The 26,308-nt window shown below is 63.9% G+C and carries 19 protein-coding genes; 13 read left to right on the top strand and 6 right to left on the bottom strand.

What is annotated here, in order from left to right:
- Nucleotides 1-68: 68 nt before the first annotated feature.
- Nucleotides 69-1,481 (bottom strand): DUF2252 domain-containing protein, encoded by a 1,413-nt coding sequence (locus tag E1956_RS30230; protein ID WP_134756140.1) that lies wholly within the window; start codon nt 1,479-1,481, stop codon nt 69-71.
- A 431-nt stretch (nt 1,482-1,912) separates the two neighbouring features.
- On the opposite strand from E1956_RS30230, the gene E1956_RS30225 reads away from it, so the two are divergent.
- Together E1956_RS30225 and E1956_RS30220 are read left to right on the top strand one after the other, a co-directional pair.
- Entirely contained in the window at nt 1,913-2,584 is a 672-nt protein-coding gene (locus E1956_RS30225; protein WP_335930017.1) for a response regulator transcription factor, read from the top strand.
- A gap of 525 nt (nt 2,585-3,109) precedes the next feature.
- The gene (locus E1956_RS30220; protein ID WP_167760166.1) at nt 3,110-5,119 is read left to right on the top strand and encodes a sensor histidine kinase; all 2,010 of its coding nucleotides are present in this window, start codon (nt 3,110-3,112) and stop codon (nt 5,117-5,119) included.
- A gap of 83 nt (nt 5,120-5,202) precedes the next feature.
- On the opposite strand, the gene E1956_RS30215 is transcribed toward E1956_RS30220, so the two are convergent.
- Nucleotides 5,203-5,922, bottom strand: coding sequence for a TetR/AcrR family transcriptional regulator (locus tag E1956_RS30215; RefSeq protein WP_167760165.1), 720 nt, complete (start codon nt 5,920-5,922; stop codon nt 5,203-5,205).
- A 106-nt stretch (nt 5,923-6,028) separates the two neighbouring features.
- Between E1956_RS30215 and E1956_RS30210 the strand changes: the two genes are divergently transcribed.
- From E1956_RS30210 to E1956_RS30195, 4 genes are all read left to right on the top strand, one after another.
- Nucleotides 6,029-6,940 carry a TauD/TfdA dioxygenase family protein gene (locus tag E1956_RS30210; RefSeq protein ID WP_134756126.1) on the top strand — a complete coding sequence of 304 codons (912 nt, stop codon included), beginning with the start codon at nt 6,029-6,031 and terminating at the stop codon, nt 6,938-6,940.
- A 35-nt stretch (nt 6,941-6,975) separates the two neighbouring features.
- On the top strand, nt 6,976-8,418 hold the full coding sequence (locus E1956_RS30205; RefSeq protein ID WP_134756124.1) for a coniferyl aldehyde dehydrogenase: 1,443 nt from the start codon (nt 6,976-6,978) through the stop codon (nt 8,416-8,418).
- Between the two features lie 75 nt (nt 8,419-8,493).
- Nucleotides 8,494-9,780 (top strand): MFS transporter, encoded by a 1,287-nt coding sequence (locus E1956_RS30200; RefSeq protein ID WP_134756122.1) that lies wholly within the window; start codon nt 8,494-8,496, stop codon nt 9,778-9,780.
- An 80-nt stretch (nt 9,781-9,860) separates the two neighbouring features.
- Complete coding sequence (locus E1956_RS30195; protein WP_134756120.1) at nt 9,861-11,003, top strand: porin; 1,143 nt, start codon at nt 9,861-9,863, stop codon at nt 11,001-11,003.
- A gap of 85 nt (nt 11,004-11,088) precedes the next feature.
- Here E1956_RS30195 and E1956_RS30190 read toward each other — a convergent pair whose 3' ends face one another.
- The 3 genes from E1956_RS30190 to E1956_RS30180 form a co-directional block, all read right to left on the bottom strand.
- On the bottom strand, nt 11,089-11,610 hold the full coding sequence (locus tag E1956_RS30190) for a hypothetical protein (RefSeq protein WP_134756118.1): 522 nt from the start codon (nt 11,608-11,610) through the stop codon (nt 11,089-11,091).
- A 9-nt stretch (nt 11,611-11,619) separates the two neighbouring features.
- Entirely contained in the window at nt 11,620-13,674 is a 2,055-nt protein-coding gene (locus E1956_RS30185; RefSeq protein WP_134756116.1) for an alkyl/aryl-sulfatase, read from the bottom strand.
- Nucleotides 13,675-13,871: 197 nt separating this feature from the next.
- Nucleotides 13,872-14,282, bottom strand: coding sequence for a hypothetical protein (locus E1956_RS30180; RefSeq protein WP_167760164.1), 411 nt, complete (start codon nt 14,280-14,282; stop codon nt 13,872-13,874).
- Nucleotides 14,283-14,782: 500 nt separating this feature from the next.
- Here E1956_RS30180 and E1956_RS30175 point away from each other — a divergent pair, with 500 nt between their 5' ends.
- Nucleotides 14,783-15,688, top strand: a complete 906-nt coding sequence (locus E1956_RS30175; RefSeq protein WP_134756112.1) for a hypothetical protein — start codon at nt 14,783-14,785, stop codon at nt 15,686-15,688.
- 39 nt (nt 15,689-15,727) lie between these two features.
- Here the strand turns inward: E1956_RS30175 and E1956_RS30170 are convergent, their stop codons facing one another.
- Nucleotides 15,728-17,494 carry a sensor domain-containing diguanylate cyclase gene (locus E1956_RS30170; RefSeq protein WP_232072098.1) on the bottom strand — a complete coding sequence of 589 codons (1,767 nt, stop codon included), beginning with the start codon at nt 17,492-17,494 and terminating at the stop codon, nt 15,728-15,730.
- A 344-nt stretch (nt 17,495-17,838) separates the two neighbouring features.
- Here E1956_RS30170 and E1956_RS30165 point away from each other — a divergent pair, with 344 nt between their 5' ends.
- The 6 genes from E1956_RS30165 to E1956_RS30140 all read left to right on the top strand — a co-directional run bounded on the left by E1956_RS30165 (nt 17,839) and on the right by E1956_RS30140 (nt 26,305).
- Complete coding sequence (locus E1956_RS30165) at nt 17,839-18,612, top strand: transporter (protein WP_134756108.1); 774 nt, start codon at nt 17,839-17,841, stop codon at nt 18,610-18,612.
- 25 nt (nt 18,613-18,637) lie between these two features.
- Nucleotides 18,638-19,519 (top strand): hypothetical protein, encoded by an 882-nt coding sequence (locus E1956_RS30160; protein WP_134756106.1) that lies wholly within the window; start codon nt 18,638-18,640, stop codon nt 19,517-19,519.
- 216 nt (nt 19,520-19,735) lie between these two features.
- Nucleotides 19,736-20,611, top strand: coding sequence for a small-conductance mechanosensitive channel MscS (gene mscS / locus E1956_RS30155; RefSeq protein ID WP_134756104.1), 876 nt, complete (start codon nt 19,736-19,738; stop codon nt 20,609-20,611).
- Nucleotides 20,612-22,067: 1,456 nt separating this feature from the next.
- Entirely contained in the window at nt 22,068-23,048 is a 981-nt protein-coding gene (locus tag E1956_RS30150; RefSeq protein WP_134756102.1) for a sigma-54 interaction domain-containing protein, read from the top strand.
- A 1,191-nt stretch (nt 23,049-24,239) separates the two neighbouring features.
- Nucleotides 24,240-24,482 (top strand): hypothetical protein, encoded by a 243-nt coding sequence (locus tag E1956_RS30145; protein WP_134756100.1) that lies wholly within the window; start codon nt 24,240-24,242, stop codon nt 24,480-24,482.
- A gap of 77 nt (nt 24,483-24,559) precedes the next feature.
- Entirely contained in the window at nt 24,560-26,305 is a 1,746-nt protein-coding gene (locus E1956_RS30140; RefSeq protein WP_134756098.1) for a phage tail sheath family protein, read from the top strand.
- Nucleotides 26,306-26,308: the final 3 nt, after the last annotated feature.

Raw genomic sequence — 26,308 nt, 5'->3', positions numbered from 1 at the left:
GCGCACAAATTGCAATCCGGCTGCCCGGCCGTCGCGAAGCGGCAGCCGGGCAGCCGTTTCCGCTCGCACTAAACGCGGAAATCTGCGGCCATGTCTTCGTCGCTGCGGGCTTCGAGCTTGCCCGAGCGGCACGCGCGTATGAACGTCTCGTAGTCTTTTTCGTTTTGCGTGGCGCAGGCGAATGCGTATTCAGTGAGCGCTTCGGCGAAGCGGTCGCCGTTGCCGACATAGGCCGCGATTTCGACCGCCTTGCCGCTCGCCTTCGCGTGGGCGCGGGCGAGCGCCCAGCCGCAGATGCGCGCGTAGCCCTGCAGGACGGTGTTGCTCATGCGCTCCACTTCGGCCGATACCTTCATGTCGCGCAACTGGCGCACATAGAAGTTGCGCTTCGCGGGCCCGGTGGTCCAGCCGAGGAACGCGTCGCTGGCCGCCTGCAGCAGGCGCTGCCCGGCCACGACGCGCTGGCCCTGGTGCGCGGGACCGTCGGCCGTGAAGTAGCGCGCGATCACCGACTCGCGCGCCTCCTTCACCTGCAGGAAAAGCGGCCTGCCATGACTGTCGATGAAGAGCATGACCAGACAGAACGTCCCCACGCTGCCGACCCCAACCACCTTGAACGCCACGTCCTGTAGCGCGAATTGCCCGATCAGCGCGCGGCGCTCGGGCGCCAGGGTGTCGAGGTAGGCGTCGAACGCGGCGGCCAGCTTGTTTTCCCACGCTTGCGTATTCGACCATGCCTCGTCTTTGCCCAGCAGCGTATTGGGCCCGCCCGGGTGAAACAGCGCCGGCGGCGAGTCCTGAAGGACCCAGTGGCCATCCTGCTGCGACGCCATTTTCGCCAGCATGCTTTCGTTGGTCCGCCCCGCGGCTTTCTCTTTCGCCTTGAGGAGCGTGCGCCGTCCTTCGTCGTTGTCGGAGGTTTCGAGCATCCGCTCGAATGTGACAATCTCGTGCCATAGGTCGAGCGTGCTGTACCCGGCATACTCGCGCATGCGATCGCAGTACTCGTGCACGGCGGTGGCGACGAACTCGCCGGTCGGCCCGCGGCCGACGCCCATGTGCTGGCCCGCGATGGCGAGGCTCGCCGTGAGCCGTTTCAGATCCCACTCCCAGGGGCCGGTTGCGACTTCGTCGAAGTCATTGAGGTCGAATACGAGTTGCCGCTCGGGCGTGGCGAAGCCGCCGAAATTCATCAGGTGTGCGTCGCCGCAAATGGGAAAGGCGACGCCCATATTGGCGGTATCGGCCAGATCGTGGGCCTGCAGGATCGCGCTGCCGCGAAAGAACGTAAACGGCGAAACGGACATGCGCCCGTAGCGCAGCGGCACGAGTGCCTCCACCCGTCCCGCGCTGTTTTGCCGGAGCAGTTCGACCGGATCCCGATCGACATTGCCAACCTCGGCGTGCAGCGAGCGCTTCGCGTGTTCGCGCGCCGCGCGGCCGATTGCCTGCCTGGTTTCCAAACTTTGAATCTCTGCCATGAGCGCACCTTTATGTTTTCGAGAGCGTTTAAGCGCGAGCGGTGGGGTCGTGCCTCGCGGCACGTTCGGTCCGGAGACAGGCGGAACCGACGCTAGCGAGTCTAGCATCGAACTCTTTCGGTGTACTGCGGGATGCGGGCGTGCTCGCGCGTCACGGACAAGCGTTCGGCAATACGGTGGTTCCTGCGCTCATTTAAATAGCACGGTGCTTTCCTTTCTTATTCGAATTATTTGTGTTTTTTTCGCAAACGATTGCGATCTTTTCGTAATCGGCGTGTACACTTGCGCGAACGGTTATCTGCAAGGAAAAGAACAAATGGGGAAATGCCAGTTTGGGAAGGAAGATTTTGAATTGCTGATATAAATGTGCGGTGCAGCGGTGAATGCCGGGTACATATGAGGTTTGCATACAACCTGCGTGCCTGGCGTCTATGATGACGGCCGAATCCCGCGTGTTTCGGGTCGGCCGTACGACATTGGAGAGTGCCGTGATCGACCATGCCAATACGGTGATTCACGTAGTTGACGATGACTCGGCAATGCGAGTTGCATTAAGGCGTCTTCTTCATGGCGCCGGTTATGAAGTGCGCGATTATGCGTCCGCCGGCGAATATCTGGTCAGCGAACCGGATACGCGCTCGGGCTGCCTGTTGCTCGATCTCGAGCTGGGCGGGCCGAGCGGGCTCGAGCTCCAGCAAGCGCTGCGGCGCCATCCGCGGGCGTTGCCGGTGGTATTCATGAGCGCGTACAGCGACGTCCCCAGAACGGTCCAGGCCATGAAGGCGGGCGCCGTCGATTTCCTGCTCAAGCCGTTCGACCGGCATGCGCTGTTCGACGCGCTCGACGCGGCGCTGAGTTCGCCGGCCACGGCGGAGCCCGCCGGCGACGACGGGCCGCCCGTCGATCTTGGCGATCGCGAGAAGGCCGTGTTGCGCGGCATCGTTGCCGGGCTGCGCAACAAGCAGATCGCCGCGCAGCTCGGGCTCTCCGAGCGCACGATCAAGAGCTGCCGCGCCGGGCTGATGCATAAGTTCGAGGCAACGTCGCTGGCCGAATTGCTGCGGCGGGCCGAGTCGATGGTGAGCGTGCCGATGATGCAGTAGCACGCTCGCGCGTGCCGCCGCGCGCGGCCACTGTGGAGGCCCGGCCGCGCTCATTAAGTCCCGCCCCTGGAACGCTGAAAGTCCGGAGGGTGGGGCGTTTAGCACGCCACGGAATAACTAATTCAAAAAACCCCTGCAATTGTGCTAAAGATTCGGATGCAGGTAACGGGATCGCATTATTGCCGCGCGATTTCCGGCAAGAGCGTGTCTATGCATACGATTGCCAGCGGCTTATTCCCGATATTCCTGGCCGCAGCGATTGTCGAATATTGACTCAATTACGCGGTTTGAGCTTGGGATTGGGCTGGACAACCGCCAATATCCATTTAACATGACGCGAACGGACATTTCGGCGCGATGAATGTCGAGCACAATGCCCGCAGCGTCCCGGCAGGGTGTGCCACGAAGCATGGCGCAAGGGCAGCCACGACTTCCCGTATGAAAATAGCTCTCGAATATACCGTTCAGGCGCGATTCGTGCGCACCCATCGCGCTTCCCGGCGGCTTCCGGCATTGGCGAAGGGCATGCATCGCACGATGCGCGTTCGCTCGCGCGCACACGGCATTTCCTGGCTATTGGCGCACGCGATTCGGCTCGGTCTGTTCCTGTTCTGTCTGGGAAACACGGCAGCCTGCCTTGCCACCGAGCCGGCGCGCGTGTTGCTGCTAATCGGTGCCGACCCCAGCCAGCCGGCGGTGTTCGTGCAGATCCACGGCATTCGCCGCGCGCTCGACGCCGGGTTGCCTGGGGATGCCGAGGTCTACCTTGACTCCATTGACGGATTTCGCTTCGGTGACGAGCATCTCGCGCAGGAATTCCTCGCGCTACTGCAAAAGAAGTACAAAGGGCAGCACATCGACCTCGTCATCGCGATGGGCACGCATGCCGCGGACTTTGCGCTGGCCTATCGCACGATGATCTGGCCCGGCACGCCCGTGTTGTTCTCGAGCGTGGCGGATACCTGGGTGCAGCAGCACAGCTTGCCGCCGGGAATCGCGGTGCTGCCGTTTCCAACCGATATCGGGCAGACGATCTCGATAGCGCAGGCGTTGCAGCCCCAGGCGCGGCGCCTCATTGTCGTGGGCGGAGTGACGGACGTCGACAAGGAAATGGTCGACCGTGTCGTCAACACGGTGAGCAACGAGCCAGGGCGCTGGACCACGGTGGAGCGGTGGGAGGGCCTCGGGGTCGACGAGCTGCAGCGGCGGCTGGCGGGACTCGGGAAGGATGACGCGGTGCTTTACGCCACGATCTACCGGGACCGCGACGGCCATCGCTACTTTCCGTATCAGCTCCTGCAACCCATGGTGCGGGCGAGCCGGGCGCCGATCTATGGCTGGTACTCCACCTACCTCGACGGCGGCATCACGGCTGGGGGCGTCTACGACCTTGCCGAAAACGGCGTCAATACCGGCAACGCGGCTGTCGCGATCCTGAAGAACGGCGGGAAGTTCACGGGCGTCGCGCTGCCGCCCATGCCCGTGCGCTGCGTGGCCAACGCCACCGAGCTCAAGCGCTTCGGCTTGTCGGCGTCGAATCTGCCAAAAGATTGCGAGCTCATCAATCTTCCCCCTTCGATCTTTCGCGAGTATCGCGGCACGATGCTGGCACTGCTGGGCGTGCTGCTCGCCCAGGCCGTGACGATCGTCGCGTTGATCACGCAGCGGCGCAGGCGGTGCAGCGCCGAAGCCGAGGCCGCCGCGCGCGGCAACGAGCTCGCGCGCGCGGCCCGCTTTGCCACGGCCGGCGAGCTGAGCGCTTCGATTGCGCACGAGGTCGGCCAGCCGCTGGGGGCGATCCTCAGCAACGCGGACGCGGCCGAGCTGCTCGTGACTTCGCCGCACGTGGATGTCGAGGAGCTGCAGGACATTCTCTCCGACGTCAAGCGCGACGCCTTGCGGGCGAACGATGTCGTGCAGCGCCTGCGTGCCTTGCTGCAGAAGCAGAGCATTGTGTTCGCGCCGATTCCGCTCGACGCCACGCTCAGGGGTTCGTTGCCGCTGCTCGAGCCGGAAGCGAGGCGGCGCACGATCCGCATCGAGACGCAATTCGGCGCCGGCGATCTCGAGGTCATGGGCGACCACGTGCAGATCCAGCAGGTGCTGCTCAATCTTGCGATGAACGCGATGGATGCCATGCACGAGACGGCGCCCGAGCATCGCGTGCTCACCCTCGTGACGAGGCAGGACGGCGAGGGTGTCGAGATCGTGGTTGCGGATCGCGGCAGCGGCTTTCTGGTCGGCAGCGCCGAGCAGCTATTCGAGCCGTTCTACACGACCAAGCCGCACGGCATGGGCCTGGGCTTGTCGATCGTGCGCTCCATCGTCGAAGCGCACCACGGCCGCGTGGACGCCGCGTTGCGCGGCGGCGGCGGTGCTCAAATCGTGGTCTGGCTGCCGCTCGTGCAGGGGCGGCATCGCTCGGGGGCTACGGCGGACCTTGCCGCCGCCGCTTCGGCAGGCGAGGTCTCGCAGCGAGACGAGGCGCACGCCCGCCGTGCGCCCAACCAGGCGGGAGAGCGGTTTTCCTCCTGAGCTTGCTGCCTTGCGGGCGCATCGGACACACCGGATGCTTTATCGCGTTTCGCGCATGGGTCCGGCGCGGCCCGCGGGCAGGATCAGCTTTTCGGCGCCGTGCCCGCTGGACTCCGTTTCACCGCATCGGCCGCGCTGCTCGTGACATAGAGCACCAGCATCTCGGCGAGCGCTTCGGTCATCGCCGCGTCGGCGAGGCTCAGCGGCCCCGGATCGTTGAGCGCCGCATTGATCATGGTGGCGATCACGGTCTGGAACGCCACCGTCAAGCGCTCGGCTGCGCGCTTGTTGCGGCGCAACTCGGGCAAGCGCGTCAAATGCGTGGCCATGTCTTCCACAAAGCCGCGCGCGAACGCCTTGAACGGCTGCCACCCTTCCGACGTGTGATCGCGCCGCTGCAGCGACGCGCGTATCACCCCACGATGGCGCAAATGCCATAACCGTACCGCTTCGACCACCTCAATGGCACATTCGGCGAACGTCGCCGGCGTGCCGTCCGTGCGCGCCAGCGCTTGCTCGAGCGCCTGCTGGACGCGCTGCGCGTCGTCGAGCGCGAGTCGCTGCAAGGCGAGAAAAAACGCGTCCTTGCTTTCGAAGCGGCGGTAGAACGCGCCCTTGGTGAGGTCGGCCTCGGCGCAGAGATCGTTGATGCTCAGCGCCTCATAGCTGATCTCGACGAGCAGCGCCCGTCCGGCCTCCAGCAAGGCGTCCGCGGAACGCTGACCGCTGCGGTAGCGCGGCGCGACAAATCCGTCCCCGCTTTCGAGCGACTCGGAGAGTGGCTTATCGATTGGTTTCGACATGGGAAAACCCTTGGTTGACCCGCTAAATGATACCCGATAGCATCTTTTTAAACGATACCCGTCGGTATCTTTTGTCGTCGGGATTCGAATCATTCTGGAGAGAGTCATGCAAGCCACTGAGCCCACCCTTGCCGCAAGCGCCTCGATCGTGCGCTCAGGCGTCCTCAAGACATCATTCAGCGTCGAGCCGATCGCGCCCTCGATCGGCGCTGAAATCGGCAATATCGACCTCACCGTGCCGCTCGACGACGACCAGTACGCCGCGCTGCGCGCCGCGCTGCTCGAGCACAAGCTGCTGGTGTTCCGCGATCAGGACATCAGCGCGGCACAGCAGGTCGCGCTGGCGCAGCGCTTCGGCGAGCTCGAAGTGCACCCGGTGTTTCCGCATCATCCCGATCATCCGGAACTGGTCGTGCTGGGCGGCGACGGCAAGATCCCGGGCCGCGAGAACATCTACCACTCGGACGTGAGCTGGCGCGCGCGTCCCTCGATGGGGTCGATGCTGCGCTGTATCGAATGCCCGAAGGTTGGCGGGGACACGCTCTGGGTGAACATGGCCGCGGCCTATGCGAAGCTGCCCGAAGAGTTGCGCGATACGCTGGAGGGCTTGTTCGCGGTGCACGATCTGCTGCCGGCATTCGGCACGCGCATGACGCCGGAAGAGCGCGAGGCGCGCCGGGCGGCTTTCCCGCCCGCCATTCACCCGGTCGTTCGCACGCATCCCGAAACGGGCGAGCGCGTGCTCTATGTGAACGAGGCATTCACGACGCATCTGGTGAATTACATGGAGAAGCACGAAGTGCGTTTTGGCTTCGACTTCCGCCTCGCCGAAATGGATCTGCTGCAATACCTCTATCGCCAGGCCGCCGCGCCCGAGTATCAGGTGCGCCTGAAGTGGCAGCCCAATACGATTGCGTTCTGGGACAACCGCTCGACGCAGCACTACGCTATTCAGGACTACTTCCCGGCACGCCGGCGCATGCTGCGCGCGACCATCATCGGCGACGTGCCGGTGTGAGCGCATCCGACTTTTCGCTGCATCGAGCAAACCTCATGAAGTTGACCGAACAAGAATGGCTGCGCATCACACGCGGCGACGACGAGACCACATGTCGATTTTCGGCAATGCGCGCCGCATTCGCCGAAGCGCCTTTTCCCTCGTATGCCGAGCGGCGCGGCGCATTGCGCCGGCTGCGCGCCGCGTTGCGCAAGCATGCTCCCGCTTGCGCCGCGGCCGCAGCAGCGGACTTCGGCGTTCGCGCCACCGACGAAACGATGCTGGTGGACCTGCTGCCTTCGCTGCTGCATATCGATCATCTGCTCAAGCATTTGCGGCGCTGGATGCGGCCTTCGCGCCGCGCGCCGGAGCTGCTGTTCGCCACGAATCGCGCGGCCGTGCGGTATCAGCCCAAGGGCGTGGTGGGGATCGTGGTGCCATGGAACTTCCCGTTCTATCTCGCGCTCGGTCCGCTCGCGACGGCGCTGGCGGCGGGCAATCGCTGCATGATCAAGACCTCGGAATTTGCACCCGAGTCTTCGCGCGCGTTGCGTGCGCTGCTGTCCGAGGCGCTGGGCGAGGATCTGGTCTGTGTGGTGGAGGGCGATGCCGAGTGCGCGAAGCGCTTTAGCGCCTTGCCTTTCGATCACCTCGTCTTCACGGGCTCGCCGGCCGTGGGGCGGCAGGTCATGCGTGCCGCAGCCGAGAATCTCACGCCCGTCACGCTCGAACTGGGCGGCAAGTCGCCGGCCATCGTCTCGCGCTCGGCGGATCTTGCGCGCGCCGCCCGCCGCGTCGTGCACGGCAAGACCGTGAACGCGGGGCAGATCTGCGTTGCGCCCGACTACGCGCTGGTGCCGCGCGAGCAGGTGGGGGCGTTCGTGACGGCTGCCGCGCGCGCCTGCACTCAGCTCGCCGGCGATGGCTCGCACTACACCTCGATGATCGACGTGCGCGGCCGCGACCGCATGCTCGCGCTGATCGAGGACGCGCGTGCGCTGGGCGCGACAGTCACGGTATGCGGCTCGTACGGACTCGACACGGGTATGGGGCGGCAGGTGCCGTTGCACATCATCACGGGCGTGCGTCCGGAGATGCGCATCGCACGCGAGGAGATCTTCGGGCCGCTGCTGCCGGTGATCGAATACGACACGATCGACGACGCGTTGAGCCGGGTGCGCACGGGCGAGCGGCCGCTCGCGCTGTACTGGTTCGGCACGGACCGCGGCGAGCGCGAGCGCGTGCTGCGCGAAACGCATGCAGGCGGGGTGACGCTCAACGACTGGGGCTGGCACGCGATGAATCACGCGCTGCCGTTCGGCGGTGTCGGTATGTCGGGCATGGGCAACTATCACGGCGAAGAGGGCTTCCGCGAGCTGTCGCACGCGAAGGCCGTGTTCTCCGAACACCGCTGGTTTCCCGTCGAGCTGTTCCATCCGCCCTATGGCCGCGCCGTGCAGCGCGCGGTCCTGCGCTGGTACTTCGGCGCGCGGCCCTGAGCCGCGCAACCGCTTCTCCGATATGCGCGACACCGCTTCGGCGGTGTCCGCGTCCTGACACGGGAAATCTCTGTCATGCAACCCACGTATCAACCGGCACGCGCCTGGTTCATGGCGGCCATGCTGTTTCTGCTCATCGCCATCAACTTCATCGACAAGGTCGTGCTCGGCCTGGTGGCCGCGCCGCTCATGAAGGAGCTGGGCCTTTCTCCGGCCCAGTACGGGCTCCTCGCCGGCAGCTTCTTCTTTCTGTTCGCGCTGACCGGCGTGGCGGGCGGGTTTCTCTCGAATCGCCTGCCCACGCGCTGGCTGCTGCTGGTGATGGCCTTGCTGTGGGCCGTCGTGCAATTGCCCATCGCCTATGGTTCGTCGCTGGGCATGCTGATCGCGTGCCGGGTGCTGCTGGGCGCGGGCGAAGGTCCCGCGCAGCCCATCGCCATTCACGCCTGCTACAAGTGGTTTCCGGACGAGCGCCGCAATCTGCCCGTTTCGGTGTTCCAGCAGGGCGCTGTGCTCGGCATGGTGGTGGCCGGCATCGCGGTGCCATGGATCGACGCCACGTGGGGCTGGCGCACCAACTTCGTCGTGCTGGCCGGGCTCGGGCTGGCGTGGGCGCTCTTGTGGCTCGTGGTGGGCCGCGAAGGGCCGCTCGATGTGCGCGCAACGAAGGCTGCCGCGCAACCGGGCGAGCCTGGCGGCGGCACGCGCATCCGCTATCGGACGCTGCTCACCGACCGCACCGTCGTCTGCATCATCGCCTTGCACTTCGCCGCGTTCCTGACGCTGGCGCTCGTGCTCACCTGGCTGCCCGCGTATCTGAGCGAAGGCCTCGGTTACGCGCCGCGCCGCGCGGGGCAGTTGTTCGCCGCGGTGCTGGTCGCGAGCGCGCCGGTGGGGCTCGTGCTGTCGGCATGGTCGCAGCGGCTGATGACGCGCGGCGTGCCGTCCCGCGTTGCGCGCGGCGCTTTCGTGTGCGTCTGTCTTGCCGTGGGCGGTGTGCTGCTCGTGGTGACCGCCGTAGGCGGCTTCGGTCCCATCGTGAAAGTCGTGCTGATCGCGCTGGCCATTTCCACTACGCCGATCATCTATTCGCTCGGCCCGGCCATGATCGCGCAGATCGCGCCGCCGGAGCAGCGCGGTGCCGCGCTGGCGATCGAATATTCGGTTGCCTGGATCGCCGGCATCGTCGCGCCGCCGGCCGTGGGCTGGATGATCCGCGCCGCCAACAACAATGTGGCGGCCGGCTTCGAACAAGGACTGTTGCTGACGGGCGTTTTGCTCGTGCTGCTCGGCGTGGGCGGCATCAAGGTGCTGAATCCCGAGCGCTCGCTCGAGCGGCTGGCGCGCCGCCTGACTGCGTGAAGCCTTGTCGGCGTTGCCCGCTGCGCCATTCCATTTCAACCGGCTCCGGCCAATAATCCCAAGATCTCGACGGGGGAGACATGCAGGAAAGAAAAGCAGTCCATAAGAAATACCGGGCGACGGCGCGCGTCGCCGTTGCCATGGCGCTCGGCGGGGCGGCGGCCGCCGCGCACGCGCAATCGTCGGTCACGCTGTACGGCCTCGTCGACACGGCGGTGCGCTATACCACGCACGCCAACGCAGCGGGCGACGACAAGGTCCAGCTCTCGAACGGCGGCCTGAGCGAAAGCGTCTGGGGCATGCTCGGCTCCGAAGATCTCGGCGGCGGCAATCGCGTCGTGTTTCAGCTCGAGAACCGCTTTTTTCCGAACTCCGGCATGAGCGACCCTGGCTATCCGATGTTCAATACCGCCTATGTGGGGCTGGTGTCGTCCACCTTCGGACGTCTCACGCTGGGCCGCCAGACCAATCCGCTCGCCGACGCCGTGCTGAAGACCTTCGTGACCTCGTCCTGGCTGCCGACGGTGTACCAGTTCCGCCCCGAGGTCTCGATGGCCGAGGGCGTGTGGACCAGCAACATGGCCAAATACGCGGCGCGCTGGAAGGACGTGACGCTGGAGCTCTCGTATGCGTTCGGCGGCCAGGCGGGCGCGTTTGGCGCGGGCAGCCAGATCGGGGCGTCGGTCACGTACATTCCGCAATGGCCGCTGCGCCTCGCGGCCGGCTATCTGGACGCGCGCGACGCGGTCAACAGCTCGGCGCACTTCAAGGCCTGGACGGCCGGCGGGGCCTATACGTTCGGCGACACGACGGTCAACTTCGGCTGGGCGATGAACCGCGAGGACCCGGGCTTCGTGGGCAACTTCCCGAACGGGCCGTTCACGGCGCCGCAACTGACCGCGCTGAAGTTCAATACGTTCTCGGAGCGTGAGATGTTCTTTGGCGGCGTCTCGCAGCAGCTCGGCAACTCGACGCATCTGGCCGCCAATGTCTGGCGCACCTTGCAGGACGGCAAGGCCGAGAGCGGCAACGGCAACGCGACACAGTTTCAGCTGGTGGCCGACTACAACTTGTCGCGTGCCACGGACGTTTATCTCGAGGGCGATTACTCGCTCTATCGCGGTGGCCTGGTCGGCGCGCAGTTGCAGGGTTTCGTGGGTCTGAGCGCGGCTGCGCAAACGACGCAGCTCGGCATGATGGTGGGGTTGCGGCACATGTTCTGAGCCGCCGGGGCGTGGTGCCGGGGTGATGCTGCGGTTGTCGGGCACGGCGCGTGAGCACCGTGCCCGATTCGTCGTTCAACTGGAGTCAGGCGGCTACGCTGGTTTCCGCTACTGTGAGCATCTGCTTCAGGGCTGCCGTGGAAGCTTCGGGTGCGTCGACCATGAAGAGTCCGTCGCGCAACGCCGCTTCCGCGTCGAAACGCCCATCCAGCCAGCCGTGCAACGCGGCCTCGGACATGATGAGGACATTGCTGCGCTTCGCCTCATCGGTCGTTGCCACATCGGGTATCTCCGGAATGATTTCCGGGTCGAAGCCCTCCGTGGTGGCGTGGAAGAAACCCCACGTATCGTTCTCGATCAGGAGAACGTAGAAGTCGGGCAGCTCCAGCAGCGCGTCTTCGCTATGAGCTTCTTCGATGCGCGCTTGAAGGAGATTCAACGCGTCCACCGAGGCCATGCGCATGCGCGCCGCGGAGAGCGCGCCTTCGGAGGTCTCGATGGGCGCAATCAGCCCGGACTCGATCGCCTTTCGCGCAGCCACCGCCATGGCGAGCGCGGACGGGTGGCTGATGCCAAAATCAATCTTGAATTCGCAGACCGCGCACATATTCGCACCTCAGGGCGTGACGATGTTGAACCAGAAGTCGAAGTTGTCGAGCCATGAAACAAAGTCGCCGAGCTTCTGACTGTTGCCGTCGATCTTGGCGTTGCCGGCCATCACGAGCTTCTGCATGTTGGTTTTACCCATCATGATGTCGTTCAGGTCCGATCGCTTCATGGTGACCGTGGCATCCGCCGTGCTCGAGGTCTTGTCGCTCGAGTAGTGCAATGCGCTGTTCTCGACGCCCAGCACGCGGTTCTCCTTCGTATCGGTCAGCTGGAGATTCAGGCTCACCGTCTTGCCGGCCGCGCGTTCAGGATTCAGGCGTATCCCGAGATAGTCGAGGAACATGTCGAGCGGCATGGCCTGGATGGTGTCGGGGCTCTGGGGCTGCGGGGTGGGCAGCTTCCTGACACCGTCACGCAACTCCATTGCACCCGTCAAGTAGAAGTTGCGCCACGAAGCGGACTCGGACTGATAGCCCAGTTGCTCATAGGTGTCGGCCAGCAACTGCTTGGCCGCGGTGTTTTGCGGCTCCGCGAACACGACGTGATTGACGACTTCCGCCACCCAGCGATAGTCGCCTTTCTCGTAGTAATCGTGAGCCTTCTTCAACACTGCGGACGATCCACCCATGAACTCGACGTAGCGCTTGCCGGCCTCGGTCGGCGGCAGCCGGTGCAGGTTGGCGGGCACGCCGTCGAAAAAGCCCAGACGCAGGTTGTACTGGGCAACGGCGTCGTGATACACCGTGCCGTAATACCCGCGGCAATACCAGTGCTTCGCGAGGCTGTCCGGCAGGCGCATGGCTTCGCCGATTTCGAGCGGCGTGAGGCCCTGATTGGCCATTCGCATCGTCTGGTCATGCAGATAGCGGTACATGTCGCGCTGCGCACGCAGGAACGCGTTGATGCGGTCGTTGCCCCAGGTCGGCCAGTAGTGCGAAGCAAAAAGCACTTGCATGTCGCCGCCGAACATGTCTAGCGAGGTCTGGAGGTATTTCGACCAGAGCAGGCCGTCGCGCATCTTGGCGCCGCGCAGCGTGTAGAGATTGTGCAGCGTGTGCGTGGCGTCCTCTGCCGCGCAGAAGGCCTTGTACTTCGGAATGTAGAACATGAACTCTGAAGGCGCCTCGGATTCCGGCGCCATCAGCACCACGATCTCCACGCCGTCGAGCGTCAGCTTCTGCCCGGTCTTCTCGGCGTACATCGTGGGGAGTGCCAACGTGATGGTGCCGACCGACGTGGTCTTGCCGAGCCCGCCGTCGACGATGCCCGAAGCATTGCGCGGCAGCAGCGACCCGTACATGTAGCTGGCGCGGCGCCCCATGGCATTGCCGGCGATCACATTCTCGCCCACGGCGGCTTCGGTGAAGCCGACCGGCGCCACGACCTGCACTTTGCCGGAGGCCAGGTCTTCGTCGCTGGCGAGGCCGCGCACGCCGCCGTAGTGGTCCACGTGGCTGTGCGTATAGACGATGTGCGTGATCGGCTTGTCGCCCAGGTGCGGAATGACGAGTTGCTTCCAGACCGTCGAGGAGACTTCGGTCGTGATGAACGGGTCGACAACGATGTAGCCCTTGTCGCCCTGGATGATGCTCATCACCGAGAGGTCGTAGCCGCGCACCTGCCAGATGCCGTCGACCACCTTGAAGAGGCCGTGGTGCATGTTGAGCTTGGCGTTGCGCCAAAGGCTCGGATTGACGGTCGACGGCGAATTGTTTTCGGGGCCGCCTTTCACGAAGGCGAACTGCTCGAGATTCCACGCGGGAATATCGCCTTGTCCCTTGATGACGACCGGCTCCGGCAGCGTGGCCACGAGGCCGCGGCTGGCATCTTCGAAGTCCTGAGCATCTGCGAAGGACAGGAAGTCGGCGTATTTCTTGTTCAGCGCGATAGTGGCGCCCGTGGCGGGCTTCGCATGCGGGGTCGTGGGGCTCATGGGCTTGTCCGTTTGTGCAAGCGTCTCGCCGACAACCCCCGAAAGGCCCGTGGCCACGCCGGCGACAGCGACGTTCTTCAGGAAAGTTCTACGTCCACCGGTCTTTGCCGGATCCTCGGGTTGAGACACGACCACCTCCAGTTGTTTGATAACGACTCGCGTTCAAAGTGTCAGCTTGCGACAGCAGTCGTTTTCTCACCGTGGCCAATGGGAAGCTATAGGGAGTTCGGGCAATGCGCTTGCCCCAGGGGGCAATGAGATTGCGGAGGGCTATGGGTTTGCGGGGGCGGGCACGGCAAGGGGCACGAAAATTCTGGCGTGTTGCCTCACTTCGCGCCTTGCAGCTCCCAGATCATTTTCGCACTTTGGCAGTATTGCGGACGCAGCGTGACCGTCTGATTCCCGGTATGCACGGTGACGGCGACGAACCGGCAGGCTCTGCGGTGCTTGATCGAAGTGCCCTCCGGCGTGAGGGTGGCGCTGACTTCGGCGCGATCGACCGTGGCGGGGCGCATCCATGGGGTCGTTTCGCCGTCGTTCTTCGTGTTCAGCACGACCAGCACGGTGCTGTTCAGCGCGTCGATGTCTTTCTGGTCGAGCTGGCCCATGGGCGTGCCGCTCAGGAAGCCGGCGTAGGCCGGCCACGCGGGCGGCGAAGCGAGCGCGAGCAGCAACACGCCCAGTGTGGCGAGGCGAATGCTGCGTCGGGCACTTCTGGCTGAGTCGTGGTGGTGCATCACGGTTCCCGGTCACTCAACGAGCGTGCTGCGGGTGAGGGGCCTTGCGGCCCCATCCTGATTGTCCTCGTGTTGAGGCAAGCTTGCCATTCGGAGCCGGGGAAGTGTCATTGCCCTTTGGGGCAATCCGGATTGCCCCGTGCCCCTATGGCAAGGCTGGGCGGCGCATACGACACTCCCCGATAAAGGGTCCGTGCGCGACGCCTTGCGGCGCTTGCGGCTGCATCGAGCAAGCCGTGGGCCCGACCACTCATGTTGCCTGATTTGCCGCCGCCTTAGCAGCAATTTGGCCATTCAATCGCGAATGGGTTGCGGGGCGGCGCACGTCCGCCTCGCGGCCCCGCAAATGTCGATGCCTGCCGAGGTGATCAGAGGAGAGCACGATCATGTCAGTGAGGTCGAGACGCGGCTCTCGACATGCCCGCTACCGACGCGGGCGTTTGCATGCGGCCCGGGTCGCGGGCGCCAGCCTTCTGCTGAGCGGTTGGTGGCTTTTCGCCATGCCGGCCGCCGCGCAAACCGCGCCGGCGGAGCCGGTCTTTACCGGCCCTGACGTGCAAAAGCGCGCCAATGGCGTGCTCGCGCTGCTGAGCTTCACCGTCACGCCCGATCTCACGGCGAGCTCGCTGGGCATTCGCAACGGCGCCACGGGCAACCCGGCGCTGAACATGACCCAGCTGGGCGGCGGCTTCACGCTGAGCCAGAGCTTCCCGCTGTATCTGGAGGGCGCCATCGGCGGGTCGCGCTACGACCCCACGTTCATCGTCTCGGACGGCCAGGAACAGCGGGCGCTGCCGACCCGGTGGACGAACGTGGCGGCCACGGGCGGGATCGGCTGGGACTTTCCGCTCAACGAGAGCAAGAACCTGGTCATCCGGCCGATCTTCAATTTTTCGCTCGGCGAAGTCCTGAGCGATGCCACGGCGGCCCAGTTCCTCGTCAATCGCCACTTCGACAAGAACGTCCAGTTCATCAAGGATGGCTCGCTCAATGCCTATGGCCTGGGCGGATCGCTGATGCTGGGCTGGTATCCGCGCAAGGAGCCCTACGAGTTCGATCTCGAACTGCGCTATACGGACATCTATCTGCAGAGCTTCGGCTCGTCGAGCGGCGTGCGCGGCGAGGCCAATGCGGAATCGACGAACCTCTATGCCCGCTGGCGCGCGCCGACGGGCCTGCTGGTGCTGCACCGGCCGCTGCGCTATGTGCTCGAGCTGTCGCATTCGACCTATATCGGCAGCCAGGCCGATATTCTCGGCTTCAATCATTTGACCTCGCTGGGCGCCGGCCTGGAGATCGATACGGGTGCGGTGACGAAGCTGTTTTCGCGATTCCGGATCGTGGCGCGCTACGCATTCGGCAAGGACATTTCAGGCGCGTCGCTCGGGCTTGCACTCAGCTTCTGATGACCTTGCGCCCAGCGCGCGTGCCTGAAGCGCGAGCCGTCACGACGCTTCGCCCCAAAGCTGGACGCGGTTGCGCCCGGCGTGCTTGGCCGCGTAGAGCGCCTCATCGGCGCGCTTGAGCGTTGCGTCGAGACGGGTTTCCGCTTCGTCATAGCAGGCAATGCCGATGCTGCAGGTTTGCGACAGCGTTTCGCCCGTATCGAGCGGGATGGGCGTGTCCTGCAGCGCCTGCCGAATGCGCTCTGCAACCCGGCGAGCCTGCGCTTCGGGGGTATCCAGCAGAATCGCCGCGAATTCCTCGCCGCCGATTCGCGCAGCGAGATCGTCTTCGCGCAGCGCGGCCTCGAACACGTGCGAGGCCACCTTGAGCACCCGGTCTCCCACCGCATGGCCCCAGGTATCGTTCACGCGCTTGAAGAAGTCGAGGTCGAGCGCCAGCACCGACAACGGGCTATGATGCCGCCGCGCATGTTCGACCGCCTGCGCGGCGGCCTTTTCGAAGTAGCGCCGATTGGCCAGCCCCGTGAGCGGGTCGAAGTCCGCGTCCGTTTGCAGCTGCTTGAGCAACAGATGCTGATGGGTGATATCGGTGAGCACGACGAGCAGGGGATCGCCATCGCTTTTCTCCGCGAGGCCTGGAAGCCTCGTGCAGTGAACCAGCATATGGCGAATGCCGGAGCGCGTCTGGAACGGCGCGGGCTCGTTGGCGGACTCCGCCTGCATGCGCGTCCAATGGGCTTCATCGACAAAGAGCTGCGCAAAAGGCTGCCCTTTGTCGGCCAGTGCGCCGAACACGGCCAGCAGTGCGTCGTTGCCAAGGAGAATGCGCTGCGATTTCATGTCGACCACGGCGACCGGCGTCGGCATGTTCCCGACGATGGTCGACACCGTGCTCGCGTACCTTTGTACGCGGGCGTTGAGTTCCGTTTGCCGGCCGATCAGGATAAAGCCGCCGGCCAGCATGGCGAGCAGCAACGCCGCCCCGGCCAGGTTGAGGTAGAGGCTGGTCCAGAGGCTGTCACGGAACGTGCCGATCGCATAGCCCAAATCCAGCGTCCAGTACGTCGTATTCGAGCCGAGCCCGATGCGCTGCTGTGCAACGAGCCGCTCGGTGTGATCGCGGAGCCATAGCGCATAGAACGTGCCTTTGATCGGGCCGGCGCGCGCGTTGACGTCGTCGGTGAGCCGTTGTCCGACCGCTAGCCCCTCTACTTCCGGATACCGCGCGACGATGCGTTGCGCGTTGTCGCGCAGCAGCAGGGCCGTGCCGGGAATCAGCTTCGCATTGTCGAGCAGATGTTGTTCGAGCGGCACGAGATGGATCGTCACCGCATCCAGCCGGCCGTTCTGGCCGATGTGCCTGGCGGCGACCACCATGGCGCCCCGGTTGCCCCACACGACCGGCAGCCACAGCCGCGCGGCCGGCGTCGCGCGCACCTGCGCGAAGATCGCGTCGAAGCCGGGAATCTCGTCGCGGGCATTGGCGCGGGAGGCGGCCAGCATGCGCCCGTTCGCATCGAACACCGCAATCAAGGTGTCGCCCAGCGACAATTGCAGCGTTTGTGTCAGGTTGACGAGCGCCTCGTTGCTGGCCTTGCCTTCGTCGATCAGGGTCTGGGTGGCCGACATCATCGCGTCCAGATCGCGCAGGCGGTCCTCGATGAGCCGCGCGACCAGCGACGTTTGCGCGGTGAGCTGTTCGGCGGCCTGGCGGTCCGCGGCCCGGAAGTCGTGCCACGACTGCCACGCGTTGACGAAGATATTGGCCGCGACGAGCACCGTGAGCAAGGCCAGGATCTCGCGCATCCACGATTTGCGCGTGGCCGGATGCAAGGTCCAGCTTTGAGTCGTGGGGGGTGGCGGCGAGGGCATGGGTGTAGGCGCGATGCGATTCTGTGGTGGATTCGAGGCCGGCGAAAGAGGCACCGGGAGCGCGATCGCGCTGCACAATTGAACAATGGCCGGGGCGAGAGAGCGGAATTCCGGAACGGATTGCCCTTTGGGGAATCCGTCTTGCCCAAAATCCCGATGGTCGAGGCGTAGATATTGTACGAGACTTCGCAGCCAGCGAAACGCATGCAAACGTGAAAGCGACGATGAACGCAAAACCGGCAGTCCTTGCAGTTGCGGCGTTGGGAGCCGGCCTGCTCATGGCTCGTACGCCGGCGTTCGCGCAGAGCGATGAAGATCTCGCCAAACAACTGAGCAACCCCGTGGCTGCGCTGATCAGCGTGCCGCTGCAGTTCAACTACGATGCGAATATCGGCCCGGACCGTGGCGGAGACAAGTATTACGTCAATCTGCAACCTGTCGTTCCGTTCCATCTGAACGCCGACTGGAATCTCATCTCCCGCACCATTCTCCCGCTCGAATCCCAACATGATGTCGTGCCGGGCGCGGGGTCGCAGACGGGGCTCGGCGACACGGTTCAAAGCTTCTTCTTCTCTCCGCAACAGCCGACGGCAAACGGCTTGATCTGGGGCGTCGGCCCCGCGCTGCTGCTGCCCACGGCCACGGATACGCTGCTCGGAAGCGGCAAGTGGGGCGCCGGTCCGACCGCGGTGCTGCTTTGGCAAAGCAATGGCTGGACGTATGGTGCGTTGGCGAACCACATCTGGTCGTTCGCGGGCGATGGAAACAGGCCGGGCGTCAGTGCGACGTTTCTCCAGCCCTTCCTGACCTATACGACGCGCGATGCCTGGACGTTCGGCGTGAATACCGAATCGAGCTATGACTGGGAGCATCATCAGTGGTCCACGCCCATCAACGCGACCGTCACGAAGCTATTGAAGATCGGTGGGCAACCCGTGAGCCTCGGCGCGGGCGCGCGGTACTGGGCCGCGAGCCCGGCCTCGGGACCGCACGGCTGGGGCGCGCGGGCCATCGTCACGTTCCTGTTCCCCGAGGGCAAGCCGCAGCTTTGAATGCCGTGCAACGAGGACGAATGCGATGGGGATCGCGCGCACGGAAGAAATTGAATGGTTGGCTGTACATGACAAGGCGGACCGCATCATGAGTCGTACTGCGAACTGGATAGCCGGATGTCTGATTGGCGGTGCCTGCGCGCCCGTTGTTGCGGCAGGACCGGATTCCGTGGATACAGGAGCGGGGTGGCAATTCGCGCTCACGCCATATCTGTGGCTGCCGAGCGTGAGCGGCACGGCGCGTTTTACGCTTCCGAACGGCGGTGCCGACGCGTCCACCGGGCCGTACAACTATCTGCAGAACCTGCGCTTCGCACTCATGGTGCAAGGCGAAGCGCGCAAAGGGGATTGGAGTATTTTCGGCGACGCGATCTATTTGAATTTTGGCCGACACGGGAGCAATGTCAACGCGTTCAATACCTCGCTCGGTTCGGGCGAGACGCAACGCAGCGTTGAAACGAGCCTGAGCGGCGGGCTGGTTGAAGTGGGCGGCGGGCGCACCGTGGTGCAGCGGCCGTGGGGCAATGTCGACGCGATTCTCGGGATGCGCTATCTCGGCGTGAAGGAGACACTGGACGCCTCGTTTTCCGCGAGCACGGAAGGCGGCGCATCGGCGAATCCGGAGGTTCACGTGTCGGAAGTCCAGAACATAGTCGACGGCTTTGCCGGTGTGCGTGGGCGCCTGTTGCTGAGCGGTGACGGACGTTGGTATGTCCCGTACTATCTCGACATCGGCACCGGTAGTTCGAAGTTCACGTGGCAGGCCATGAGTGGCATTGGCTATGGGGCGAAGTGGGGCGACGTCAGCTTGACGTATCGATATCTCGCCTTTTATGGCTCCGGCGATCAGCTTGTACAGACGCTGCGCTTTAACGGCCCAAGCGCCAATGTTACGTTCAGGTTCTGAGTGAGCGTCCACGCTGCAACGCCGCGGGGCGGACCGCGCCGCGTAGTATCGAGTCATCATGTCCGGACGAAAGTTGGCTGGACAGACGTACGGGAAGCTCGAGGCCATGGAGGTGCAACGAATCGAGCGTGAGCGAAGGCGCGTTCGCGTTCATCAGCATCGTCGTACGGCTGCTCTGAATCCTCCACCTTCAGGTGGTTTATGGAGTGAGAAGCTATGGTTCAAATCAAAGCTGTCGCAGCGGCCGAAAAACTGATTGACTGGATCTCGAACAACGAGGAAGCGATCGCAACCGGCGTGCTCGCCGTGGTCGGCTCGATTGCGATCTTGTTGCTGGGGCTGGTGATTGCACGCGTGACGTCTGCTGGAGTCGGGCGGCTCCTGCGCCGCAAGGAAGTCGACAAGACCATCATTCAGTTTTCGGTCAATCTGCTGCGCTACGTCCTGATCGCCTTTGCGGTGGTTGCCGCGCTGGGCCGGCTGGGCGTGCAAACCAGCTCGATCATCGCAGTCATTGGAGCCGCCGGGCTTGCCATTGGCCTGGCATTGCAGGGCTCGCTCTCGAACTTCGCTGCCGGGATCCTGCTTGTGGCGCTGCGGCCGTTCAAGGCCGGCGAGTATGTGGACCTGGGCGGCGCCGCGGGCACAGTCGAGGAAGTCAACATCTTCTCGACGACGATGTGCATGCCCGACAACAAGGTGGTGGTCGTGCCCAACGGCAAGATCATCAGCGGCAACATCGTCAATTACACCCGGCATCCGTACCGGCGCATCGAAATCCCGGTAGGTGTGGCGTATCACACCGAAGTCGGGCAGGTGAAGCGCGTTTTGTCGGCCGTTGTGGAAGCCGACTCGCGCATTCTGCATGATCTGGGCAATACGATCCGGTTGATGGAGATGGCGGCTCCGTCCCTCAACTATGTGGTGCGCGTCTGGGTGAACAATGCGGATTACTGGGATGTTTATTTCGATCTGGTGGAGGCGATCAAGACTGCGCTTGATGAGCATCGGATTGGCGTGCCTTATCCGCAGTACGATGTGCGTGTTCTTCGTGCGCAGGCGCGCTGGGACGTTTCGGCGGATAGCGAATGAGGGCCGTGCCGGATTGTGATCGGGGAGATCGTTGCGGCTTGCATCGCGCAGCAAAAAAAGCGCCCGCGCAAGGCGGGCAGCAAGCTTGAGGAGACCTGATAAGGGCGCGGGGTATGCCCTCAAGGGAAACTTTAACGCACGGCGTGATGGTGTGCACCTATCAGAATGGACAGGGTGGCAGGTGCACCCTGTGTGCGGGGCGGGGGCAGGCGTGCCGCCCGTGTAGTGGCGGTGCCGGATGGCACGTTTCAGGGTTTGGGGCAACGCGCGAATGGCAGTGTTCGCGATAAGATATGCGGGTCAGCTCGCAGATTGCGGCAGACGACCCCCGTAGCGAATATTTGCCCGCCGTGTGCGGGCGCTTTTTTTTGTGGCGTGTTGGGCCTTTCTTGGCCTTAACTTGTTTTCGCGGCGGGCCGCAAGCGTTGCCCCTGTGCGGGGCGGCACCGCGGCAAAGAAAAGTAGGCAAAAGAAAGCCGCTCAAACCGCCAGTGTGACGCCGTCCCCCACTGCCCTGTCCATCGGAGCGGCTCCGGGGCGTCTGCCATCACTTGCTACATGCCGGAGTGACTAAGGGCTCATTCATCCGGCGGCGCTGCGCGCGCCGTGGGGCATAACCAAAACCAGTGGGATTCAAGCGTTTTTCGTAGGACTCCAACGTATTTGATCGGTGGCTTGCCAGCGCATTCGCCAACCAGCACGCCCGTGCATTCACCAATCAGCACTCCGGCGCATTTACCGGTCCGCACCTTCGCGCACTTGCCGGGTGGCACCCCCAGCGCATTCGCCGGCCAGCCCGCCTGGTTTTCCTTGCATACCCTTCCGCCCGCGCGTAGCGCGTGGCGGGAAGCATGAGCCCTTTGTCACTAACGCGGAGTGTGCGAGGAGACGGATGCCCCGGAGCCGCTCCGATAAGAAGGGCAGTGGGGGACGGCGTCACACTGGCGGTGTGAGCCGCTTTCTTTTGCCTACTTTTCTTTGCGGCTGCAAAGAAAAGTAGGTGCCGCCCCGCACAGGGGCAACGCCTGCGGCCCGCCGCGAAAACAAGTTAAGGCCAACTGTCGCCAGCTCAAAGAAACTCCCGCATTGCACCGGACCGCGCGCACATTCAAGGGCAAGGGTGGGCGGCCCTTTTATAACAATTGCAATCTTCTACTTTTGAAGTAATCAGTTTCACCCATTGAAACAGGAGCACGTCTTCAATCAGTGCAGTGCGCGCCACACGCTGCGCACCAATCTCACGCTGGTCTGAAAAAAGCGGCTTGCCGGATCGCTTTGCGTTGCTAAACTAAATGAAAGAAATAAGGAGCCGGCCATCACGCCAACCGGGAAAAGCGCGTGATGTGCAACTTCTCGCACCGTTCGATAACGTCATTCCAGTGCCGTCCATTTCGTTGGTATCCGTTTGCCACACCGGATGCTGGCGAGCCTCGTTCAGCGCTACGGGAGAGACCCAATGGGAGACCTGGCACGGTTCAACCTGATCGGCACATCCCACGCCTTTCTCGCCGCAATGGCGGCGGTCGAAAAATTCGCTGCCAGCGACCTGGCGGTACTCGTGTACGGCGAAACCGGGACCGGCAAGGAACTGGTGACGCGGGCGATTCACTACTTGAGTGCGCGGCGCGACGGCCCGTTCATTTCGGTCAATTGTGGTGCGTTGCCGGAGACGCTGGTCGAATGCGAGCTGTTTGGTCACGCGCGTGGCGCTTTCACTGATGCGCGGGAGGCGCGACCCGGTCTGGTTGCGCAGGCCAATGGCGGCACGCTGTTCCTCGATGAAATCGAAGCAATGAACGCGCGAGCGCAGGTGTCGTTGTTGCGCTTTCTGGAGGACAAGGAGTACCGGCCGATTGGCGCGTCGGCGGTTCAGTGTGCCGATGTGCGCATTATCGGCACGAGCAACGCCGACTTGAAGGCGATGGTTCGAAGCGGGCAGTTTCGATCGGATTTGCTGTTTCGGTTGAATGTGCTGGCGCTGCATTTGCCGCCGCTGCGCGAGCGCGATGGGGATGTAGGGGTGCTCGCCGAGACGTTTCTCGAGCGGTTGAACCGGCGCTCGGCGGAACCGCCGAAGGTTTTTCATCCGGATACGCTTGATTTTATGCACGGCTATGGGTGGCCTGGGAATGTGCGTGAGCTCGAGAATCTTGTGGCGCGGGAATTTATTCTCGCTAGCGATTCAATGGTGAAGATTACGAACGTTGATTGGCCGCGGGCCGTGGCGCGTGCGGCGCAGGGCGATGCGATGACGTTCGGGAACTTTAAGGCCGCTAAGGCGCGGGCTGTGGCTGATTTTGAACGGTCTTATATTCAAGCGTTGCTTGCCAAGTCAAGGGGGAATCTTAGTCTCGCTTCGCGGATGTCGGGGAAGGATCGTAGTGATCTTGGGAAGTTGCTGCGCAAGCATGGGATTGAGAGGCGGGATTTTAATTGAAATTTTTTTGGTTGATTTTTTTGATGTTGGCCTTAACTTGTTTTCGCGGCGGGCCGCGGGCGTTGCCCCTGTGCGGGGCGGCACCTACTTTTCTTTGCCGCGGCAAAGAAAAGTAGGCAAAAGAAAGCCGCTCAAACCGCTAGTGTGACGCAGTTCACCACTGCCCCGTATATCGGAGCGGCTCCGGAGCGTCTGTCACCACTCGCCGTCACCCGGAGTGACTAAGGACTCATCCATCCGGCGGCGCTGCGCGCGCCGTGGGGCATAACCAAAAACAGTGGGATGCGCACGCGTTTTCGTAGGACTCCAGCGTATTCGATTGGCGGCTCGCCCACGCATTCGCCAGCCAGCACGCCCCTGCATTCACCAGTCAGCACTCCCGCGCATCTACTAATCAGCACGTCAGCGTATTTACCGGTCAGCACCTTCGCGCACTTACCGGGTGGTACCCCCAGTGCATTCGCCAGCCAGCCCACCCGGTTTTCCTTGCAGACCCTTCCGCCCGCGCGGAGCGCGCGGCGGGAAGGATGAGCCCCTTGTCACTGAGGCGGAGTGTGCGAGGTGACGGATGCTCCGGAGCCGCTCCGATATACAGGGCAGTGGGGGACAGCGTCACACTGGCGGTTTGAGCCGCTTTCTTTTGCCTACTTTTCTTTGCGGCTGCAAAGAAAAGTAGGTGCCGCCCCGCACAGGGGCAACGCCTGCGGCCCGCCGCGAAAACAAGTTAAGGCCAACGCCGTAAAAAAGCGCCAAGCCCTGCGCCCAGCAGGCACTCAGCCGAAGCAAGCGCAAATGAGCGCGCGCCAGCGCTCAAAAAAAGAAACAAGCGAGACAATAACCCCAAAAAAACTGTCTCGCTGTTTCAGAACAGCGTCAACACAGGGATTCGAACCCTACGGCATCGCCGGCCCTACCTCGGGCGCTTTCAAAATAGTCAACGTCGCGGCCAAAGTCAATTGAAGGACATTCATCGCATGGAGGGAAAATCCCCCACCGGATGCGTGGGCCTTGAGCGGCATAGACGGCAACGTTTCCGGCACGCATCGCAAGTGAGGCAATTCATCTGCATGCACGGGCCGCACGCCAACCCCATCCCCGCGCCAGCGCGCCCATGCGCGCGCCCCAACCCTTGGCATCGAACTTGCAACCGTGCCACGCGCAGCCCACATCACTACGTTTCGGCCATCGCACATGTCGACATTCGACGACGACCTGGTTCGGCGTCTGGAGTTCGAGATCGCTGCCTATCTGACTTCGCATCCGAACGCCGCAGACAGCATCGAAGGGATTCGTTGCTGGTGGCTCGATCCGGGTCACACCAACGCGAGCGATGAGCACGTGCGCCGCGCGCTGGCCGCTCTCGTGAGCCGTGGGGTCGCGCAGCGCACCGAGCTGCGCGATGGGCACGTGATCTATCGGGCCGCGCACAGCTAGTCGCACGGCCGGCAGGCGTAAGCCGCACGATGCGGTTTGCGATCATTGTTAAGCGCCTCGTTGGAGGAAGTCGACACATGCCCGCTACCCTGAACTACCCCGGTGTTTACGTCGAAGAGCTGCCGAGCGGCGTGCATGCGATCACGGGCGTGCCGACCTCGATCACCGCCTTCGTCGGCCGCGCGGCCCGCGGTCCGCTCAACTCGCCCACGGTGATCAACAGCTTCTCCGACTTCGCCCGCCAGTTCGGCGGCATCGTCGCCGGCTATCCGCTCGGCTATTCGGTGCGCGACTTCTTCGCCAACGGCGGCGGGCAGGCCGTCATCGTGCGCGTCTGGATGGCCGCGTCCTCGCCTTCGAGCAGCAGCACAAGCACGTCGTCGATGTCGAGCGCTTCGTCGGCTTCTTCGGCCTATGGTTCGTCCTCAAGCAGCGGCTCGGCATTTTCGCTGCCGTCGCAAAGCGATGGCGTCGCGCGCATGGGCGCAACCGGCCCAGACTCGATCGGCCTTGCGCTGCAGGCGTCAAGCCCCGGCACCTGGGGCAACGCGGTGCAGGTCCACGTCGTGACGAACAATCTCGACGCCACGGTCGCCGCGAGTCTCGGCTACGCCGACTCCAGCGTGCTGTTCGACCTGCTCGTGACGGATACCGGCAGCGGCCTCAGCGAAACGATACGCAACGTCTCGGTCGTGGACGGCACGCGCCGCATCGATCAGGTGCTGCCGATCGAATCCCAATTGGTGCTGATGCAGCAGAACCCCGACGGCACGCCGGTGCTGCCGAACCCGCTCGTCGCGCCGCCGGCCACGGCCGAGCCGCCGTTGATGCCATCGCCGCCGAATCCGCCCAATACGCTCGGCCCCTGGCCGAATCTGAGCGGCGGCGTCGACAGCGCGTTTATCACCGACCCGACGATCTATACGCCCGTCGACGGCAGCAAGACCGGCATCTACGCGCTCGAGAACACCGACATCTTCAACCTCCTGTGCATTCCGCCCGATACGAGCGTGTGGTCGTCCACGAGTGCGTTCTTCACGACGGTGTATCCGCTCGCGCTCGTCTACTGCAAGTCGCGCCGCGCGGTCCTGCTGGTCGATCCGCCGAGCGACTGGACCACGGTGGCGCAGGCTCAGGTCGGCCCCGCGGGCCTGAATCTCACGGCGGGCGGCGATTATGGCGCGATCTATTTCCCGATGCTGGTGGAGGCCGATCCGCTGCGGCCAGGCCAGCTCGCGAACTTTGCGCCTTCGGGCGCGGTGGCGGGCGTGATCGCGCAAACCGACGCCACGCGCGGCGTGTGGAAGGCGCCCGCGGGCACGGCCGCGGCGCTGGTCGGCGTGCAGGGGCTCAGCGTGCCGATGACCAATGCGGACAACGGGCAGCTCAATCCGGTCGGCGTGAATTGCCTGCGCACGTTCCAGTTCACGGGCAACGTGGTATGGGGCGCGCGCACGATGCGCGGCGCCGACGCGCTCACCGACGACTACAAGTACCTGCCCGTGCGGCGGCTCGCGCTCTACATCGAAGAGAGCCTGTATGAAGGCACGCAGTGGGTCGTGTTCGAGCCGAACGACGAGCCGCTGTGGTCGCAGATCCGCCTGAACGTGCAGGCGTTCATGCAGTCGCTCTTCCTGCAACAGGCCTTCGCGGGAACGACGCCCAAGGATGCCTACCTCGTGAAGTGCGACAGCGAGACGACCACGCCGTATGACCAGAGCATCGGCGTGGTGAATATTCTGGTCGGCTTCGCGCCGCTGCGGCCCGCCGAGTTCGTCGTGCTGCAGATCCAGCAGCTCGCCGGCCAGACCGGCTCCTCGTGAGGT

The organism is Paraburkholderia pallida, assembly GCF_004524855.1.
GTDB classification, from domain to species: domain Bacteria; phylum Pseudomonadota; class Gammaproteobacteria; order Burkholderiales; family Burkholderiaceae; genus Paraburkholderia; species Paraburkholderia oxyphila.
This window is presented reverse-complemented; position numbering and strand designations above follow the sequence as displayed.